The sequence below is a fragment of the Arthrobacter pascens genome (assembly GCF_017052465.1).
Classification (GTDB): Bacteria; Actinomycetota; Actinomycetes; order Actinomycetales; family Micrococcaceae; genus Arthrobacter; species Arthrobacter pascens.
Window position 1 is genome coordinate 67462 of sequence record NZ_JAFHKT010000130.1, and the last position, 16687, is coordinate 84148.

16 protein-coding genes are annotated in these 16687 nt (G+C 67.0%); 8 read left to right on the forward strand and 8 right to left on the reverse strand.

Annotated features, from left to right (window positions below):
• Nucleotides 1–5 precede the first annotated feature (5 nt).
• Nucleotides 6–1919: an alpha-amylase family protein gene (locus tag JYA52_RS09555; protein WP_205652948.1), complete on the reverse strand. Its 1914-nt coding sequence runs from the start codon at nucleotides 1917–1919 to the stop codon at nucleotides 6–8.
• 264 nt (nucleotides 1920–2183) lie between these two features.
• Here JYA52_RS09555 and JYA52_RS23080 point away from each other — a divergent pair, with 264 nt between their 5' ends.
• Complete coding sequence (locus tag JYA52_RS23080; RefSeq protein ID WP_372433781.1) at nucleotides 2184–2342, forward strand: hypothetical protein; 159 nt, start codon at nucleotides 2184–2186, stop codon at nucleotides 2340–2342.
• Between the two features lie 54 nt (nucleotides 2343–2396).
• Here the strand turns inward: JYA52_RS23080 and JYA52_RS09565 are convergent, their stop codons facing one another.
• Nucleotides 2397–2738 carry a YciI family protein gene (locus JYA52_RS09565; RefSeq protein WP_205652949.1) on the reverse strand — a complete coding sequence of 114 codons (342 nt, stop codon included), beginning with the start codon at nucleotides 2736–2738 and terminating at the stop codon, nucleotides 2397–2399.
• Nucleotides 2739–2953: 215 nt separating this feature from the next.
• Between JYA52_RS09565 and ligD the strand changes: the two genes are divergently transcribed.
• Complete coding sequence (ligD, locus tag JYA52_RS09570) at nucleotides 2954–3976, forward strand: non-homologous end-joining DNA ligase (protein WP_205652950.1); 1023 nt, start codon at nucleotides 2954–2956, stop codon at nucleotides 3974–3976.
• Between the two features lie 6 nt (nucleotides 3977–3982).
• Here the strand turns inward: ligD and JYA52_RS09575 are convergent, their stop codons facing one another.
• Nucleotides 3983–4603 (reverse strand): L-threonylcarbamoyladenylate synthase, encoded by a 621-nt coding sequence (locus tag JYA52_RS09575; protein WP_205652951.1) that lies wholly within the window; start codon nucleotides 4601–4603, stop codon nucleotides 3983–3985.
• Between the two features lie 174 nt (nucleotides 4604–4777).
• Between JYA52_RS09575 and JYA52_RS09580 the strand changes: the two genes are divergently transcribed.
• The 3 genes from JYA52_RS09580 to JYA52_RS09590 all read left to right on the forward strand — a co-directional run bounded on the left by JYA52_RS09580 (nucleotide 4778) and on the right by JYA52_RS09590 (nucleotide 7204).
• Nucleotides 4778–5887, forward strand: a complete 1110-nt coding sequence (locus JYA52_RS09580) for a DUF6528 family protein (protein ID WP_205652952.1) — start codon at nucleotides 4778–4780, stop codon at nucleotides 5885–5887.
• Nucleotides 5888–6007: 120 nt separating this feature from the next.
• Complete coding sequence (locus JYA52_RS09585; RefSeq protein ID WP_205652953.1) at nucleotides 6008–6439, forward strand: VOC family protein; 432 nt, start codon at nucleotides 6008–6010, stop codon at nucleotides 6437–6439.
• Between the two features lie 84 nt (nucleotides 6440–6523).
• Nucleotides 6524–7204 carry a hypothetical protein gene (locus JYA52_RS09590; protein ID WP_205652954.1) on the forward strand — a complete coding sequence of 227 codons (681 nt, stop codon included), beginning with the start codon at nucleotides 6524–6526 and terminating at the stop codon, nucleotides 7202–7204.
• Nucleotides 7205–7231: 27 nt separating this feature from the next.
• Here the strand turns inward: JYA52_RS09590 and JYA52_RS09595 are convergent, their stop codons facing one another.
• The 5 genes from JYA52_RS09595 to JYA52_RS09615 all read right to left on the reverse strand — a co-directional run bounded on the left by JYA52_RS09595 (nucleotide 7232) and on the right by JYA52_RS09615 (nucleotide 13348).
• On the reverse strand, nucleotides 7232–9643 hold the full coding sequence (locus tag JYA52_RS09595) for a phosphoketolase family protein (RefSeq protein WP_205652955.1): 2412 nt from the start codon (nucleotides 9641–9643) through the stop codon (nucleotides 7232–7234).
• A 67-nt stretch (nucleotides 9644–9710) separates the two neighbouring features.
• Nucleotides 9711–10463, reverse strand: a complete 753-nt coding sequence (locus JYA52_RS09600; protein ID WP_205652956.1) for a maleylpyruvate isomerase family mycothiol-dependent enzyme — start codon at nucleotides 10461–10463, stop codon at nucleotides 9711–9713.
• Nucleotides 10463–11302, reverse strand: a complete 840-nt coding sequence (locus JYA52_RS09605) for a fumarylacetoacetate hydrolase family protein (protein WP_205652957.1) — start codon at nucleotides 11300–11302, stop codon at nucleotides 10463–10465. The genes JYA52_RS09600 and JYA52_RS09605 overlap by 1 nt, the downstream gene beginning before the upstream one ends.
• Nucleotides 11302–12444, reverse strand: coding sequence for a cupin domain-containing protein (locus JYA52_RS09610; RefSeq protein ID WP_205652958.1), 1143 nt, complete (start codon nucleotides 12442–12444; stop codon nucleotides 11302–11304). The genes JYA52_RS09605 and JYA52_RS09610 overlap by 1 nt, the downstream gene beginning before the upstream one ends.
• Before the next feature lie 106 nt (nucleotides 12445–12550).
• The gene (locus JYA52_RS09615) at nucleotides 12551–13348 is read right to left on the reverse strand and encodes an IclR family transcriptional regulator (protein ID WP_205652959.1); all 798 of its coding nucleotides are present in this window, start codon (nucleotides 13346–13348) and stop codon (nucleotides 12551–12553) included.
• A gap of 48 nt (nucleotides 13349–13396) precedes the next feature.
• Here JYA52_RS09615 and JYA52_RS09620 point away from each other — a divergent pair, with 48 nt between their 5' ends.
• From JYA52_RS09620 to JYA52_RS09630, 3 genes are all read left to right on the forward strand, one after another.
• The gene (locus JYA52_RS09620; RefSeq protein ID WP_205652960.1) at nucleotides 13397–14692 is read left to right on the forward strand and encodes an MFS transporter; all 1296 of its coding nucleotides are present in this window, start codon (nucleotides 13397–13399) and stop codon (nucleotides 14690–14692) included.
• Entirely contained in the window at nucleotides 14685–15935 is a 1251-nt protein-coding gene (locus JYA52_RS09625) for an FAD-dependent oxidoreductase (protein WP_205652961.1), read from the forward strand. Before JYA52_RS09620 ends, JYA52_RS09625 begins: the two co-directional genes overlap by 8 nt.
• A 145-nt stretch (nucleotides 15936–16080) precedes the next feature.
• Nucleotides 16081–16605, forward strand: a complete 525-nt coding sequence (locus JYA52_RS09630) for an HAD domain-containing protein (protein ID WP_205652962.1) — start codon at nucleotides 16081–16083, stop codon at nucleotides 16603–16605.
• The last annotated feature ends 82 nt before the right edge of the window (nucleotides 16606–16687 follow it).

A 16687-nucleotide genomic window follows, 5' to 3' on the forward strand; every position in this document is an offset into this window, starting at 1 on the left:
CCGGCTTAGCCGGCCGGCACCACCCTGAGCCAGACGTAGTCCTGCGGGCGCAGGACGATGCCCTCGTCAATGCGGACGTCGTCGTCGGAAAACAGGTCCCGCGCCACCGCATCGAATCCGGACAGCGTGTCGGCCGAAATCACTGCGGGTCCGTCGCCGAAGTTGGCCAGCGCGAGAACCAGCGACCCGTCTCCGGGCCGCTGGTAGCCAAGTACTCCGGGGTTGTTGGTGGTGAAGGGGACCAGCCGCGTCCCGGCCAGTTCCGGGGTGGCGGCGCGTACCGCCGTCATCCTCCGCAGCCCGGCGAAAATGGCGCCCTCCGGGGTGGCCGGATCTGTCCGGTTGGCGTACCGTTCCGCGGGGAACTGCGGCCGGTGCACCCATCGGCTGTCCGCGTCGTGGCCCTCTTCGAGCGCATAGTCGTAATCGTTTAGCTGGCCCACTTCGTCGCCCAGATACAGCAGGGGGATGCCGCCGGTGCTGAAAGCCACCGAATGGGCGAGCAGGATCCGGCGGATCGCCTCCGCCGAGCCGTCCTCGAGCCCGCACAGCGAGGCGGTGGTTCCGGAGATGCGGCAGTCACCCGTGCGCGGATTGTCCTGGAACGGCACGCCCCGGGCGAAGCTGCCCGGGAAACGGTTGACGTAAAAGGAATTGAGGAAGCGGCGGTGGTCGAAGCCGTTGATGCCGAGCTCGGCGGCGTCCTCATCGGCAAATGTCCAGCCGATGTCGTCGTGGCTGCGCACATAGTTCACCCAGGATGTTCCCGCCGGAATGTTGTGGCGGCGCTGGAGGGCCTGGGACAGCAGGGAAACGTCACGGGTGGCCACCGCCTCCCAGATCAGCGCCATCTGCAGAGGATTGTACGAGAGCTGGCATTCGGCCGGATCAATGTACAGGGCCACTTCGTCGGGGTGGACGATGGCCTCGGACTTGAAGAGCAGCGACGGGGCAGCGAGCCGGCAGACCGCATTGAAGGCCTGCAGCAGCGTGTGGGCTTCCGGCAGGTTTTCGCACGTCGTGCCGAGTTGCTTCCAGATGAAGGCCACGGCATCCATCCGCAGGATCTCCACCCCCTGGTTGGCGAGGAAGAGCATCTCGCCGGCCATGGCCCGGAATACCTCCGGGTTGGAATAGTTCAGGTCCCATTGGAACGTGTGGAACGTCGCCCACACCCAGCGGCCGTCAGGCAGCGGCACAAAGGAGCCCGGATGGTCCTCCGGGAAGATCTCGCGCACGCTCAGCTCGAAGGCATCCGGCATGGTCCGGTCCGGGAAGATCCAGTAGTAATCGCTGTAGCGCGGATCGCCCGCACCGGCTTTCCGGGCCCACTCGTGATCGTTGGAGGTGTGGTTGAAGATGAAGTCGACGACGAGGCTGATGCCGTTGGCGCGCAGTTCGGCGGCCAGTTCGCGCAGCTGTTCCATCGTCCCGAGCTTGGGGTTGACCTCCCGGTAGCTGGACACGGCGTAGCCGCCGTCGGACAGGGGCTCGGGGGCCAGGAACAGCGGCATCAGGTGCAGGTAGGTGAGGCCGAGTTCCTTGAAGTAGGGAATCCGTGCACGCACACCGTCAAGGTCCGCGGCGTACCGGTCCACGTAGCAGACCCCGCCGAGCATGCGGTTGGACTGGAACCAGTCACCGCTGCCCTCCCGTTCCGCGTCCAGGATCTTCAGATCTGTGGGGCGTTCCTTCCAGGAACGTGCGGTCTCCAGTACGAGGGATGCCAGCTGGTCCTGGAAGTCCGGCCGTGAGCCGTAAAGGGAATGGAACAGCCGGGCCAGGTCGGGGAAATGGCGGTCGAAGCGCCGCTCGAAGTCTGCCCAGTCCCTGCTTCCACGTGGAATATCCACCTGCGCGGCGACGGCGCTGAGCACCTGCTGGCCGGCTGTCTGGTCCAGACTGGCGGATTCAACCATGGAAAGTGTCCCCTTCGACGACGGTGGGCGCCAGATGGCGCCGGGTCAGTTCACATCCTTGCGGTTTCTACCGGACGCCGCAACAGGCCCCTGCGCCCGCGCCCCCCGTAAAGTAAGCAGGGTGAGCAGACGAATCAGCCCGTACGATGCATGGCAGCGCCTGCTTGACGGCAACGAGCGGTTCGTCTCGGGAGATTCGCTGCACCCGAACCAGAACGCCTCACGGCGCAGCGCGCTAGTGAGGACAAGACGGACGTCAACGACATGGTCGTCGAACACGCCAAGCAAACCGTTCGCCGGTTGCTGGACAGTTCACGGGTGATTTTTGACGCCGTGGACGATTACTCCACTGCGGTGATCGCCGTCGCCTACCGGCTCGAAGAGGGCCGGGCGCAGCTCGTCTCCGCATCTGGCGTCCTGTAAGCAGCTAAAGCGGCTCGCGCGACGTACGACCGACTCTGCCTGAGGTTGCCCCCGTCAGCTGGCCGGGTCGTACCCGAATTGCCGGACCTCTTGCGAACAGCGGCAGGCGACGGCGATCTTCGCGGCCCACTCGAGTGCCGCCTCCCGCGACGGCAGCTCCAGAACGGTGTAGCCGCCGTTGGGCACCTTGTGGCCGGGGTACGTGCCCTCGGTGACGGTGCCGTCACCGGCCACGAGCACCGGGTCTACGTCCTCATCGATCCCGCCGCCGAAGACATACACGCCCGCCGCCTTGGCTTCCTCGATGACGGCATGCGAGGCTTCGACCACCGCCTCGAAGTCCTCCTCGGGGACCACCATGGCCTCGCCGGGGAACGAGATCAGGTACTTCGTCATTCGAGGGCTCCTCTGCTCCGGCGGCGCCATCCGTCGGCTCTTCACTGCGGCACCGCTTTGGTGCCCCGCCCGATTATGGCTCCGGCGCCTGGCATGTGGTCAAGGGTCAAGCGTCGCGTCCGACACTTGTGCCTGGTTGCCGGGCGGCACCAGTGGCCCAATGCACTGGGCGGAAGGTACTGACGCGCCGGTGAAGGCCGGGGTAGGTTGTCCCCATGGCCAGCGAACAGACCACCCTTACCGTAACCGGCCCCAACGGCCCCCGCGACATGCGCATCTCGAGCCCCAGCCGGGTCCTTTGGCCCGAGTTGGGCCTGACGAAGCTGGACTTGGCGCGCTACATGGTGGACGTCGGCGAGCCCTTCATCCGGGCCAACGGTGACCGGCCGGTCTCGCTCCAGCGGTTTTCGGACACCGTCGACGGCGAGCAGTTCTTCTCCAAGAACCCGCCGAAGGGAACGCCGGACTTCATCCGGTCCGTCAAGGTGACCTATCCGAGCGCCCGATCGCATCCCCAGCTGGTCCTGGACGAGCCTGCGGCCGCGGTGTGGGCCGTGCAGATGAACACCGTCGTGTTCCACCCGTGGCCCTCGCGCGCCGAGAACTCCGACAACCCTGACCAGCTCCGAATTGACCTTGACCCCCAGCCCGGCACGGACTTCGATGACGCCGTCCCGGCCGCCCTGGCGCTGCGGGAAGTACTGTCCGAGGCGGGGCTCGATGCCTTCATCAAGACCTCAGGCAACCGCGGCCTGCATGTCTACGCCGCGATCGAGCCGAAGCGGGAGTTCCTCGACGTGCGCCATGCAGTGATCGCCGCCGCACGGGAACTCGAGCGTCGGATGCCGGACAAGGTGACCACCAACTGGTGGAAGGAAGAGCGCGGCGAACGCGTCTTCCTGGACTTCAACCAGGCCAACCGTGACCGCACCATTGCCGGCGCGTACAGTCCCCGCGCGCTTCCGCATGCCCCCGTGTCCTGCCCGATCAGCTGGGACGAGCTGGAAGGCGTCAACCCGAAGGACTTCACCATCCTCACCGTGCCCGAGCGGCTGAAGACCGTGGGCGACCCGTGGGCGGACATGAACGCCAACCCCGGGACCGTCGATACGCTGCTCGGCTGGTGGGAGCGGGACCTCAAGGACGGGCTGGGCGAACTGCCGTTCCCGCCCGACTACCCCAAAATGCCGGGCGAGCCGCCCCGCGTGCAGCCGAGCCGGGCCAAGAAGCAGGAGTAGCGCGCGCTATTCGAACCGCGAAGGATCACCGGTTCCCCGGCGCACCACCTCGGCGACGCCGCTCGAGAAGTCGACCACCGTCGTCGGCTCTGCCCCGCAGTCGCCGGAATCGACGACGGCGTCCACCACGTGGTCCAGCCGTTCCTTGATTTCCCAGCCCTGGGTCAGAGGATCCTCCTCGTCCGGCAGCAGCAGCGTGCTGGAAAGCAACGGTTCGCCCAGCTCAGCAAGGAGCGCCTGGACGAAGCTGTGGTTCGGAATGCGCACGCCCACGGTCTTCTTCTTCGGGTGCAGAAGCCGGCGCGGCACCTCCTTGGTGGCCGGCAGGATGAACGTGTAGCTGCCCGGCGTCACGGATTTGATGCTGCGGAACACGTCGTTGCCGATGTTCACGAACTGTCCCAGCTGGGCGAAGTCCCTGCAGACGAGTGTGAAGTGGTGCTTGTTGTCGAGCTGGCGGATGGTGCGGATCCTGTCCAGCGCCTCCTTGTTGCCCAGCTGCGCGCCAAGCGCGTAGCAGGAGTCCGTGGGGTACGCGATCAGCCCGCCGGAGTGGAGGAGATCCACGATCTGGGCAATCGCGCGCGGCTGGGGGTCCTCGGGGTGCACATCAAAGTATCTCGCCATGGCTAGAGCCTACGGCCACCAGGAGCCGCGGGGTATCGGGAAACGCAAGTCAAACCGAAACCGGCATTCATTTACTGCATCGACTGGACATATCTTCGCCGATTCCGTCAGGGTGGATAAAGTGTCCGGCGTCATCCGGCGCCGGCAGCTCTGAGATTCCTGTGGGGGGAAACTATGGCCATTCTTGACCTTGGTGCCGACACGCTCGGAAACCTGAACAAGCAGACGACCCAAGCCCGGGCCGGGGCGAGCCGGCGCACAGTACACAGGCGCACAGTGCTCAAGGGCCTCGCCGCGGGCGCGGTCCTCGGACCGGCGTCGGCCCTGACCAGTGGCGGCACCGCAGAGGCCGCTGCGGGCTACCACCTCGCCGTGGTCGACCAGAACTCCAGGACGGTGCGGATCTTCGACCGCGACGCGGAGCGGTGGAACGATGACGCCGTGATCTGGTCCTTCGCGGGCAAGGAACCATGGCTCGGCAAGAAGTGGTGGTCGGACCTGTCCGACGTCAAGATCCGCAAGACCCAGGCGCGGGGGCGGATCGCGCTGGTCTGCGCCTCCGGCGGTGCCGCTGGAATCGTCCAGGTCAGGCGCGGCGAACACACGGACTCCGACAACGACCTGATCTGGCAGGCCTACCCGGATGACAACCCGCATTCCATCGAGAGGATTCCGCACAACGGCTCGATCCTCACCGCCAGCTCGAAGGGCGGGAAGAACCTCCAGCTCTACTCCCCGAAGAACCCGGACTCGATCGACGACTTCGACAGCTATGAGAAGGTCAACTCCTGGAGATTCCCGGGCGCCCATGGCATCCTCTGGGATCCGCGCACCAAGAACGAGGTTTCCAAAGGAGTCCTGTGGGTGCTCGGCGACGGCAAGCTCGTCGGCTATAAGGTCAAGGGGTCCGGCCAGAACACTGACCTCGACGTCTGGCGCGAAGTGGCCATCGACCATCCCGGCGCCAAAATGGGTCACGACCTGCAACCCGACTTCACCATGCGCGGCCACCTCCTGCTGACCGACAGCAAAGGCGTCTACCGCTACGACGTCAACAGCAACGACAAGGTCATCAGCAACCCGATCTGGGCCAAGGGGCGGGTCAAATCCATTGCCCGGCACCCCGTCACCAAGGAGTACATCTGGGTGGTCGGTTCACCCGAAACAGGCGAGATGGGCACACAGGTAAGCATCGGCAAGGACCTGGGGACGCCGACCCACGAGCGCGGCTGGCCCGAGGCACGCTTCTACAAGGCCAGGATCTTCAGCCCCGACTATGAGTGACCACGTCACGGCAACACCCCGTGGACCCTATGAAGGGCCGCTCGTTTGAGGCAACATGTGTAGTGCGGTCCGCCACATCAGCGGCCATCCAGCCTGTCCCGACTCTCGAAGGAGAATGCTGTGCCTACCGTGCTCAACCCTTACCTCGGCTTCCGCGACAACGCCCGCGATGCGATGACCTTCTACCAGTCGGTTTTCGGCGGGGACCTGGCCCTCAGCACCTTCGGCGACTTCCATGCCAGCGAAGACCCGTCGGAGGCGGACAAGATCATGCACGGGATGCTGACGTCCGGCAACGGGCTCGTCCTCATGGGTGCTGACACGCCGGCGGGCATGGACTACACGCCAGGCAATACCATCTCTGTCTCGCTCAGCGGCGATGACGAAACCGAGCTGCGCGGTTACTGGGAGAAGCTCTCCAGCGAGGGCGGTACCGTCACGGTGCCGCTGGAGCCCGCGCCGTGGGGCGACACGTTCGGCATGTGCACGGACCGGTTCGGCATTGCCTGGCTGGTCAACATCGCCGGAGCCCAGCAGGCGCCGACTGCATGACGCCTACTTCCGTGCGACAGGCGCGGTGCCATCGAGACCGATGTGTCCCTTGAGGTAGGTGCAGGCCGGTGCGACGATTGACGGGTGGAGCCCCTTCTTGATTTCCTCGGCCACTACTGGTGGCTTGTCTTTCCGCTGAGCGGAGTTATCGGCGGCTGGAGCCAGGCCTGGTCCAAGGCGAGTGAACGGCGGCACCAGCGCAAGCTGGAGCTCTACCGGCTCAAGAACCAGGCGCTGTCAGCCGAGAAGGTCCATGAGAACGACGTCGCGTCCTTGATGTCCGCGCACGACGCCGTCAACGGGCGCTGGCTGGAGTACGAACTCGACGTGGGCAAGCTCATCGATTTCCCGGTCATGACGGACGTCCGGGAACCTCTCACCGTTGCCTTTCTGCGGGCCAAGCGTGACGCTGACGGACTGCGCCCGTCGAGCCAGTCGGACATTCTGAGCAAGTCACGCCTGGACGAATACCGGGCCGCGGTCCGCAGTTTTGAAGTCGCCTTCGACGTTGCCGAGCGCGAAGCCCGAAGAATCAGGCACAGCAATTTTTCCGCGGGCGAGCGCCACCGGCTGGCCACGGCCAGGAAGCTGCTGCGCATCGCCGAGGACGAAGCTGCCACACCTGCGGAACGTCAGACGGCATACAAGCGTGCGCGGCACGAATTGGAGGGCCTTATCGTTCTGCCCGATGCCACACGGGCAGCACTCGAGGAAAAGGTCGCCCGGATGCTCGGCACCGGTTCGTCGACGGCCACCCGACCGTAGGACGTGCCTACTCCGGCGGAGCCGGCTCTACTCAGGCGGAGCCGGCGGCGTCCAGGTCCAGTTGCGGATTTCGGGGAGGTCTTCGAAATACTCGCGGATGTACCGGGCGTGGGCGTCCAGCTGCCGGCTGCACAGTTCGGCCAGGTCCTCGGCCCCCGGGAGCCGGCGCGGCAGGCGCCGCAGCGCCTCGAGAGTGAGGTGGTAGCGGCTCATCCGGTTCAGCACCACCATGTCGAAGGGGGTGGTTGTAGTGCCCTGCTGGCTGTACCCGCGCACGTGGAACCGTTCCGGGTTGGGCCGCCCGTGCAGCAGCTGGTGGAAGGATCGGGCATAGCCGTGCCAGGCGACGACGACATCGCATCCTTCCGTGAACAGGGAGCTGAAGGTACCGCCGTCGAGGCCGTGCGGGTGGGTCTGCCGGGGCGGGAGGACCATGGCGTCCATGATGTTGACCACGCGGACACGGGCTTCGGGGACGTGGCGTTGCAGCAGCCAGGCGGCCGCCAGCGTCTCCTCGGTGGGGATGTCGCCGGCACAGGCAAGGACGATGTCCGGGTCGGACGTGCCTTCCGGCGGCTCGTTGCCGGCCCAGTCCCAGCGCGATGCGCCTGCCTCGGCGTGGGCGCGGGCCTCGTCCAGCGTGAGGTATTGCGGGTGCGCCTGTTTGTCCACCACCACAAGGTTGACGTAGTCGGTGCTGAGCAGCGCGTGTTCGGCCGCGGCCAGCAGGGTGTTGGTGTCCGGCGGCAGGTAGATGCGCGTCACCTCGCCGGAGAGGGAGAGCACCGTATCAATGAGGCCCGGCCCCTGGTGGCTGAACCCGTTGTGGTCATTGCGCCAGCAGGTGGACGTCAGCAGGATGTTGAGGCTCGGAACGGGCGAGCGCCAGTCCAGTTCGCGCGCGTGCTGGAGCCATTTGGCGTGCTGGACTGTCATGGAGGCACTGACCATGGCGAAGGCTTCGTAGCTGGCGAAGAAACCGTGCCTCCCGCTGAGCAGATACCCCTCGAGCCAGCCCTGGCACAGGTGCTCGGAGAGCACCTCCATCACGCGGCCGTCGGGGGAAACGTGGTCACTGGACCCCGCGGCGTCGCCGCTGCCGGGCGGGAGCAGCAGGCAGCGGTCGCTCGCCTCGAAGACAGCCCCCAGCCGGTTGCTGTTGGTCTCGTCAGGGCAGAAGAGCCGGAACCGCGGGTCTGCCTCCGTGCTCCGGTAGAGGTCGCGGAACAGTTCGCCGAGCGGTTTGGTGGTTTCTTTGCTGGTGGAGCCGCGCTCGCCGGGATCCACGGCGTACCGCGTCAGATCAGGGATCTCCAGCGGGACGGACGGCAGGCCGTTTGCGGGCGGTACGGATCCCATCCGCAGTGCACCCTCCGGGGCCAGGGCCGCCAGCTCAGGAACCAGCCTGCCGTCGGCGTCGAACAGTGTTTCGGGCTGGTAGGAACGCATCCACTGTTCGAGCTGGGCGAGGTGCTCCGGATTGTCCCGGACCCCCGACAGCGGCACCTGGTGGGAACGGAACGTTCCTTCCACCGGGCTGCCGTCGACGGTTTCCGGTCCCGTCCAGCCTTTGGGAGTCCTCAGGATGATGGCCGGCCAGCGGGCGGCGCCGGTCACGCCGTCGCTGCGGGCAGCCTCCTGGAACCGGCGGATATCCGCATACGCGCGGTCCACGGCGGCGGCCAGGTCCCGGTGGACCCGTTGGGGGTCGTCGCCGGAGACCGTGACGGGAGCCCAGCCGTGGGCGTGCAGGAGGGCCTCCACGTCCGCGTCGGAACGGCGGCCCAACACGGTGGGTCCGGAGATCTTGTGCCCGTTGAGGTGGAGGATCGGCAGGACGGCGCCGTCTCGGGCCGGGTTGAGGAAGAAGGGCGCATCCCATGACGCCGCAAGGGGACCGGTTTCGGCCTCTCCGTCGCCCACCACACAGGCAGCGATCAGCCCGGGGTTGTCCATGACGGCGCCGGTGGCGTGCATCAGGGAGTAGCCGAGCTCGCCGCCCTCATGGATGGATCCGGGTGTGGCCGGACCCGCATGGCTCCCGATGCCGCCGGGGGTCGAAAACTGGCGGGCCAGGCGCCGCAGCCCCGCCGCGTCCTGGCTGACCTCCGGGTATACCTCGGAATACGTGCCTTCGAGGTACACGTTCGCCACCACTGCCGGCCCGCCGTGGCCCGGGCCTGCAAGGAACAGGACCTCGGCGCCGGTCCGCCGGATCAGACGGTTGAGATGCACGTAGATCAGGGACAGCCCCGGGCCGGTTCCCCAGTGGCCGAGCAGCCGCGGTTTGATGTGGTCCGGTGCCAGCGGTTCCCGCAGCAGCGCATTCTCCTGGAGGTAGATCTGGGCCACCGTGAGGTAGTTGGCGGCGCTCCAGTACCGGTGCAGCAGGTCAAGTTCATCGGTGGAAATGGCGTCGGCCGCATCGGTGGTGCCCATGCCCTGCCTCTCGTCGGATCTGGTCCAGCGCTGACGGGCACAGTCTATCCTCCGGGATTTTCGAACCTCAGATCCACGGGGGCGCGGCCGGCACTTCCGCTCGTGGGGCTCCGCTGTGTGTGGCTGTGAGCCTTTGGGTGCCGCGGCCGGTGGCCCATTGCGCGACGGCGGCCAGCGGCCCGGTGATGACCGTCGGGTTTTCGGCGGGCGTGTCGCCGAAGGTCAGGTCCGTGCCCGTCACCTTAATGAGGAGCCCCGCATCGGTGCCGCGGGTGTGCCAGGCTGCGGTGATGTCTTTGAGGAGCCGGGTGAGGACGGGTGCGGGGATGTCGGTGAAGGCTGCGCCGTTGTCGAGGTCGACGGCGTGGACCCAGACTTCGCGGGTGCGCATCCAGACTGTTTCTTCGGCCGGGACGGTGCGGCCCTGGGCGGTTTTGACTTTGTGGTGCCAGGCGTCGGCGGGCAGGTCGCGCCATTCGACGTTGAGGTGCACGGCGGAGTGGTCGAAGAGGTTCCGCAGCGCGGTCGGGGATAGCGTGGCGCCGAAGTCGATTTCGTAGCTCCGGGCCTCGGTGGAGGCGTACATCGGAGTCTCGACTCCGGTGGCGGCCCACTCGATGAGCCGGGCGATGGCGCGGGCGTTGTAGCCCACATGGGCCACGAGGTGGCGGCGGGTCCAGCCCGGAAGCAGGGTGCCGCCGTCGAGCTCTGCGTCGGAGAGTTCGTTGAGTTTGCGGGCGAAGTACGCCGTGCCGCGCCGCGCCTGCAGGAGTTCGTCCTGCAGGCGCGGGTCGGTGGTTTGGTCGGTGCGGGCGGCCATCAGGCTTCCTTGACCACGCGGTTGCTCAGCTGGCCCAGGCCCTCGATGGTGGTGACCAGGATCTGGCCTTCCTGCAGGTAGCGCTTGGGGTCTTGGGCGTGGCCCACGCCGCCGGGGGTGCCGGTCGCGATCACATCACCTGGGTTCAGCGTGATGATGGTGGAGATGTAGGACACCAGGAACTCCGGAGTGAACACCAGGTCCCCGGTCGGGGTCTGCTGCTGGATTTCGCCGTCCACGGCGGAAGTCATCAGCGGTCCGGCGCTGAATTCGTCCTTGGTGACCAGGGCCGGGCCGAACGGGGTGGACTTCTCCCAGGTCTTGCCCTGCAGCCACTGGATGGTGCGGAACTGATAGTCGCGCATGCTGATGTCGTTCAGGACGGCGTACCCGGCGATGTGCTCGGCGGCGTCGGCTTCGCTGATCCGGCGGCCCTTTTTGCCGATAACCACGGCCAGTTCGGCTTCCCAGTCCACGGTGTCCGATTCCTGCGGCAGGGCGAGGTCATCGTTCGGGCCGATCAGGGACTCGGCGTACTTGGCGAACAGCGTGGGGTACTCCGGGACCTCCCGGCCCATTTCCTTGATGTGGTTGCGGTAGTTGTGGCCCACGCAGATGATCTTGCCGGGGGAGGGGACGACGGCGGCGAGGTCCGCGCCCTCGAGCGCGTGCGTGGCGCCGCTGGCCGCCTTCGCCTTTTCCTCCCACGCGGAGTCGCGGAGGAGCTCCCCGACGTCGGCGAAGCCGCCGATTTCGGTCAGGGTGTCGCCGTCCTGGCGGACGGCCGTCGTCGTGACTGTGTTGTCGGCAGAGGGGAGGCGGAGGGTGAGGAGTCTCATTACTTGGTGCGTCCTTCGGTGTAGGTGCGGTTGAAGTTCAGGCGTTCAAAGATGGGGGCGTCGCTGAAGCGGAACAAATCAAACTCTGTTTGAGAGCCAGTCTCGGCCTGCAGGGACCATTCCTGCCAGGAGGGGACGACGAACAGGTCGCCCTTTTCCAGGGTCCGGGTTTCGCCGTTGAAGACCACGGAGCCGGTGCCTTCGAAGACCTGCCACACACTGGAACCGACCTCGCGGACGGGTTCGGTGGTGGCTCCGGCGCGGAGGCGGTGGAACTCGGCGCGGATGGTGGGCATCACGTCCCCGCCGGTGGTGGGGTTGGAGTACCGGATGGCGGCGTGGCCCTGGGACACGGTGGCCGGATGGCCCTCGTCCTCGAGCAGCAGCTGTTCGCGCAGCGCCGCGTCAGTGTGTTCCCAGCGGTAGGCGGCGATGGGGGAGTTCGTGGTGTCCTCCAGCCCGGAGAGCGGGCGCAGCCCGGGGTGGGCCCAGAGCCGCTCGGAGCGGGAGATGTCCGGGGTGGCCTCGTCGGTGACGCGTTCGGTGCCGAACTCGAAGAACCCGGCATCGGCGTAATGCACGAACGGGATGTCCAGCCCGTCGATCCACGCCATGGGCTGGTCGGTGTCGTTGTGGTGGCCGTGGAAATTCCAGCCCGGGGTCAGCAGGAAGTCACCGCGCCGCATCGCCACCGGATCGCCGTTGACGACGGTCCAGACGCCCTCGCCCTCGACGACGAACCGGAACGCGTTCTGCGAATGCCGGTGCTCCGGGGCGGTCTCGCGGGCGCCCAGGTACTGGATCGCCGCCCACAGCGTCGGCGTGGCATACGGCGTGCCTGCCAGGCCCGGGTTCGCCAAGGCGATGGCCCGGCGTTCACCGCCGCGGCCCACCGGCACCAGGTCACCGGCACGCGCGGCCAGCGGGTACAGGTCGCTCCACCGCCAGACGTGCGGCACGGCCTTCGGGGACGGAACCATCGGCATCAGATCCCCGATCTCCGTCCACAACGGGATCAGATTCTCCGTGTCGAAGTCCCGGTAGAGCTGCTCCAGCTGGGCAGCCTCCTCCGGGGTCGGCTCCGGACCGGCCTGTCCGGCGGCAACAGATTCGTGCGTTGGATTTTCGGCGCTGATGGACACGGGGGCCTCCTCGTTGAGTGCGGAATACGTTGGGCGCATTTCCGACATTAGAGAGGCGTGTCCGCAAGCCTCCAATAAATTCTGCTATACAGAATTTAGTGCGCGCTCAGTCCGGTTCCGCCGGATTCGCGGCGATGTCGATTTCCAGCTGGCGGCGGGTCTCCAGCATGACGCCCACGAGTCCGGCGTCGAACAGCTTGCGGAACCTGGCCACAGGGGTCGCGACACTGATGGCTCCCACAACGTCACCCTTCCGGTTGTGGAGTGCCATGCCCAGGGCGCTGATGCCTTCCTCGGTTCCCTCGAAGTTGGCGGCAAAGCCGTTGCTGCGGATGGTGTCCAACTCGCGCACGAATGCCGGAAACTCCTCATCCGGAATGCTGTCCCCGCCAATCTCAGCGTTCTGGCTGCGGAATAACTGGTCGAGCATTGCCGGCTCGAGCTCTGCCAGCATCGCCTTTCCGCCCGAAGCCTTGTTCGCGGGAAGGACTGTGCCCTGGCGGTCACCCACGCGGAGGGCGTTCGTGCTTTCAACGGTGTCCAGGAACCGGACCTTCGTTCCCACGCGGATCATCAGGTTGACCGACTCGTTGACGCGGGAGCACAGCAGCTCCATGTGGGGGCGGGCCAACTCCCGCAGGAGCCGCGTCCAGCTGACGCCCGCCGGTCCTGCGCCCATCGCCGGCCCCGGCACATAGCGCCGGGATTCGTCCTGGACCGCAAAGCCCCGGTACACCAGCATGGCCAAGAGCCGGTGGGCAGTGGAGGGCGCTACCCCGAGCTCGCTTGCCGCATCCTTCAGCCTGAGGCTCCCGCCGTCGCGCAGCAGCTGCAGCAACTGGAGTGCGTTGTCCACCGCCTCGATGGAGTAGGTGGGCTTCTTCTGGAGTGGAAAGTTCTGCATAGCAGAATTGTATAGGCGCTGCCGGGCGGCGGCCCCGACAGTGGTGGGATGAATCACACACCTTCCGCTGCAGCGCCGGAGCGGTCCACCCACGGCGCAGACGCTTCCACCGGGCCCTCGCCCCGGTTCTCCAGGCAATCTGCCATGGCGGTTCTCGTTTGCTGGTTGCTTGTCGTTTTCGACGGCTACGATCTCATCGTCTACGGCACTGTGCAGGCCTCGCTCATCAATGACACCGGCTGGGGGCTGACGAAGGCGACGGCCGGGACGGTCGGGTCCATGGCTTTCGTGGGAATGATGATCGGCGCCATCTTCGCGGGCAGGATGTCCGACACGTGGGGGCGCCGCCGGACCATCCTCGGCTGCGCAATCCTGTTCTCCGTTTTCACCATCCTGTGTGCCTTCGCTCCGAACGCCCCGGTCTTCGGCGGCCTGCGGCTGCTGGCCGGCATCGGCCTCGGCGGGCTGGTTCCTTCGGCCAACGCCCTCGTGGCGGAGCTGGTACCCGCAAAATGGCGGTCCACCATCGCCACCCTGATGATGTCCGGGGTCCCGATTGGCGGCTCGATTGCCGCGCTGGTTGGCATCCCGCTGATTCCCGCCTTTGGCTGGCCCGTCATGTTCCTCATCGCGGTCATCGCGTTGCTCGTCGTCATTCCGGTGGGTCTTCGCTACCTGCCCGAGACCCTGCCTCCGGTCCGCGCCGGTGACGAGGCCAAGGAGCCTGCTGGCTTTGGTTCCCTGCTCCGGGCCCCATTCCTGGGCATGAGCGTGCTGTTCGCCATCGCTACCCTCGTAACGCTCTTCGCGTGGTACGGCCTGGGCACCTGGCTGCCCAACCTCATGCAGCTGGCCGGCTACAACCTCGGCTCGGCGCTGACCTTCGCCCTGGCACTGAACCTCGGCGCCGTCGCGGGCTCGGTCATCACCGCCTGGGCCGGCACCCGCTTCGGCCCCATACCGACGGCGATAGCGGCGGCCGCCGTCGCCGCCGTCGCCCTGGTGGTCCTGGTGGCGGGTCCTCCCGTCACCGTCGTCTATCTCATGCTGGTCCTGGCCGGCATCGGAACGCACGGCACACAGTGCCTGGTCATCGCCGCAGTGGCCAGCCACTACCCGCCGCATCTCCGCGGCACCGCCCTGGGCTGGGCGCTCGGCGTCGGACGCATCGGCGCCGTCGCCGCACCCCAGGTGGGAGGGCTGCTGCTCGCAGCCGGACTGGGCGTCAATTCGAACTTCCTGGCTTTCGCCGGGGCAGCCGCCGTGGCAGCCATTCTGCTCGGAGCCATCGGCATCAAAATCACCTCAAAACCCACAACTTCAGTAGGAGCAAGCAATGTCTGACCCGAAACCGTCCACGGATGTCCTCGTTATCGGCGGGGGAATGGCCGGCCTGGCCGGAGCCCTGGCACTGCGCGCGAACGGCGCCGAGGTAACGCTGGTGGAACGCGCGCCGGAATTCGGCGAAGTCGGCGCCGGCCTGCAGATGGCCCCCAACGCTTCCCGGGTCCTGAAGCGCTGGGGGCTTCTTGAGAAGGCGCTCGAGATAGGGGTTCGGCCCAAGCACCTCGTCTTCCGCGATGCAGTCACCGGCGAAGAACTGACCCGCCAGACGCTTGGTGGCGAGTTCGAAGAACGCTACGGCGCCCCGTACGTCGTCATCCACCGCAGCGACCTGCACCGGGTCCTCCTTGAAACCTGCCAGGAGGCCGGCGTCCGCCTCGTCAACGACGTCACGGTGGAAAGCGTGGAGACGGTCAATGGCCGCGGCGTTGCCCACACCGCCGGTGGCACCGATCATGAGGCCGACGTCGTGATCGGCGCCGACGGGCTCAAGTCCACCCTCCGTCCGGCGGTGGCGCAGGACGGACCCGTCTCTTCGTCCTACGTTGCGTACCGCGGAACCGTTCCCATCACGGAAAACACGCCCGCCACGGACCTGGAAGACGTGATTGTCTACCTCGGGCCGGACTGCCACCTCGTGCAGTATCCGCTGCGCAAGGGTGAGTTGCTGAACACCGTTGCTGTTTTCAAATCGCCGTCCTTCGAGCGCGGCGAGGAGCAGTACGGCGGCGTGGACGAACTCGAGGCCGCCTACCAGGACTGCGTCCCCGCCGTCCGGGCAGCCCTCAAAAACCTGGCCACCGGCATCCGCTGGCCGATGTACGACCGCGATCCGATCGAGAACTGGGTTGCCGGCCGCCTGGTCCTAATGGGCGACGCCGCCCACCCCATGCTGCAGTACCTCGCCCAGGGCGCCTGCCAGGCCCTTGAGGACGCCGCGGTCCTCCAGGATGTCAGCCACGGCACTGTCTTCACTGACGACGGCGTGGACGCGGGCGCCTGGGACGCTGCCATCGCCGAGTTCAATGCCAAGCGGGCAGCACGGACCGCCCGCGTTCAGCGCACGGCCCGCGTCTGGGGTGAGTCGTGGCATGTCTCGGGACTTGCCCGGACCCTGCGGAACCTGCTCTTCAAGAGCCGCAGGGACGGGGACTTCCAGTACAACGACTGGCTGTACGGCCAGGCCAACGAGGGCGTGCCCGCCGCGGAGGCCCCTGCTGCGCGCGTCAGGGCGGCCGCCTAAGCCCCAGGCACGGGGGGCGGCCGGACAGACACGCGCAGTGTCCCGGCCGCCCCGGGCTGTCCCCGGTGCCCTTGCCCGCCGGCACCCCTGATCCGTAGCGTTGGCTGGAGGACCTGGGACGTGCCGCGCAGGAAGGACACATGCCGTGGGTCAGGACGGTGCAGCGGAAAGAGTGGCGCTTTACCTCGACGTCGACGGCGTGGTGTGCCCGTTTGGCGTGACCGGGCGTACGCCGTGGGGTTCGGCCTGGAGGTACGCCTACGCCGGCATGCTCGAGGTGGCGTATGCGGCGGAGTTGGTGGATGAGCTGAACAGCCTGGCGCCCACGCCGGGCCTGCGCTGCGTCTGGCTGACCAGCTGGGAGGAACTGGCGCCCGCGGTCCTGTGCCCGGCCACCGGGCTCGACGGCGGAGAATGGCCGGTGTTAACCGCGGACGGCGCAGGCGGCGGAGCGGACTGGTGGAAGCTGGAGGCCATCCAAGCCGACGTCGAGTTCAGCCGTCCCGAGCGGATCGTCTGGGTGGACGACCAGCTTGCCTTCGAAGGACGGGCCCAGTCGTGGGCCAGGTTCCTGCGCGGGCGCGCGCTGCTGGTCTCACCCGATCCGAGGCGTGGACTGTCGCCCGGGGAGCTCGCGGCCATTCGGGCCTTCGCCGAGGACCGGGTTTGATCTCAAGTGCGTGGCGCGTACGATCTATAGGGTTTCAAACCCGTTCTGCAGCCACTGAAAGTCCCATCGCGTGAACAAGCGG

What these genes read in the sequence shown, in the direction of transcription:
- JYA52_RS09565 (WP_205652949.1), bottom strand. Translation starts at nt 2,738, where the DNA reads ATGACGAAGTACCTGATCTCGTTCCCCGGCGAGGCCATGGTGGTCCCC.
- JYA52_RS09600 (WP_205652956.1), bottom strand. Translation starts at nt 10,463, where the DNA reads ATGGCCGCCCGCACCGACCAAACCACCGACCCGCGCCTGCAGGACGAA.
- JYA52_RS09625 (WP_205652961.1), top strand. Translation starts at nt 14,685, where the DNA reads ATGTCTGACCCGAAACCGTCCACGGATGTCCTCGTTATCGGCGGGGGA.
- JYA52_RS09595 (WP_205652955.1), bottom strand. Translation starts at nt 9,643, where the DNA reads ATGGGCACCACCGATGCGGCCGACGCCATTTCCACCGATGAACTTGAC.
- ligD (WP_205652950.1), top strand. Translation starts at nt 2,954, where the DNA reads ATGGCCAGCGAACAGACCACCCTTACCGTAACCGGCCCCAACGGCCCC.
- JYA52_RS09580 (WP_205652952.1), top strand. Translation starts at nt 4,778, where the DNA reads ATGGCCATTCTTGACCTTGGTGCCGACACGCTCGGAAACCTGAACAAG.
- JYA52_RS09555 (WP_205652948.1), bottom strand. Translation starts at nt 1,919, where the DNA reads ATGGTTGAATCCGCCAGTCTGGACCAGACAGCCGGCCAGCAGGTGCTC.
- JYA52_RS09575 (WP_205652951.1), bottom strand. Translation starts at nt 4,603, where the DNA reads ATGGCGAGATACTTTGATGTGCACCCCGAGGACCCCCAGCCGCGCGCG.
- JYA52_RS09605 (WP_205652957.1), bottom strand. Translation starts at nt 11,302, where the DNA reads ATGAGACTCCTCACCCTCCGCCTCCCCTCTGCCGACAACACAGTCACG.
- JYA52_RS23080 (WP_372433781.1), top strand. Translation starts at nt 2,184, where the DNA reads ATGGTCGTCGAACACGCCAAGCAAACCGTTCGCCGGTTGCTGGACAGT.
- JYA52_RS09620 (WP_205652960.1), top strand. Translation starts at nt 13,397, where the DNA reads ATGAATCACACACCTTCCGCTGCAGCGCCGGAGCGGTCCACCCACGGC.
- JYA52_RS09615 (WP_205652959.1), bottom strand. Translation starts at nt 13,348, where the DNA reads ATGCAGAACTTTCCACTCCAGAAGAAGCCCACCTACTCCATCGAGGCG.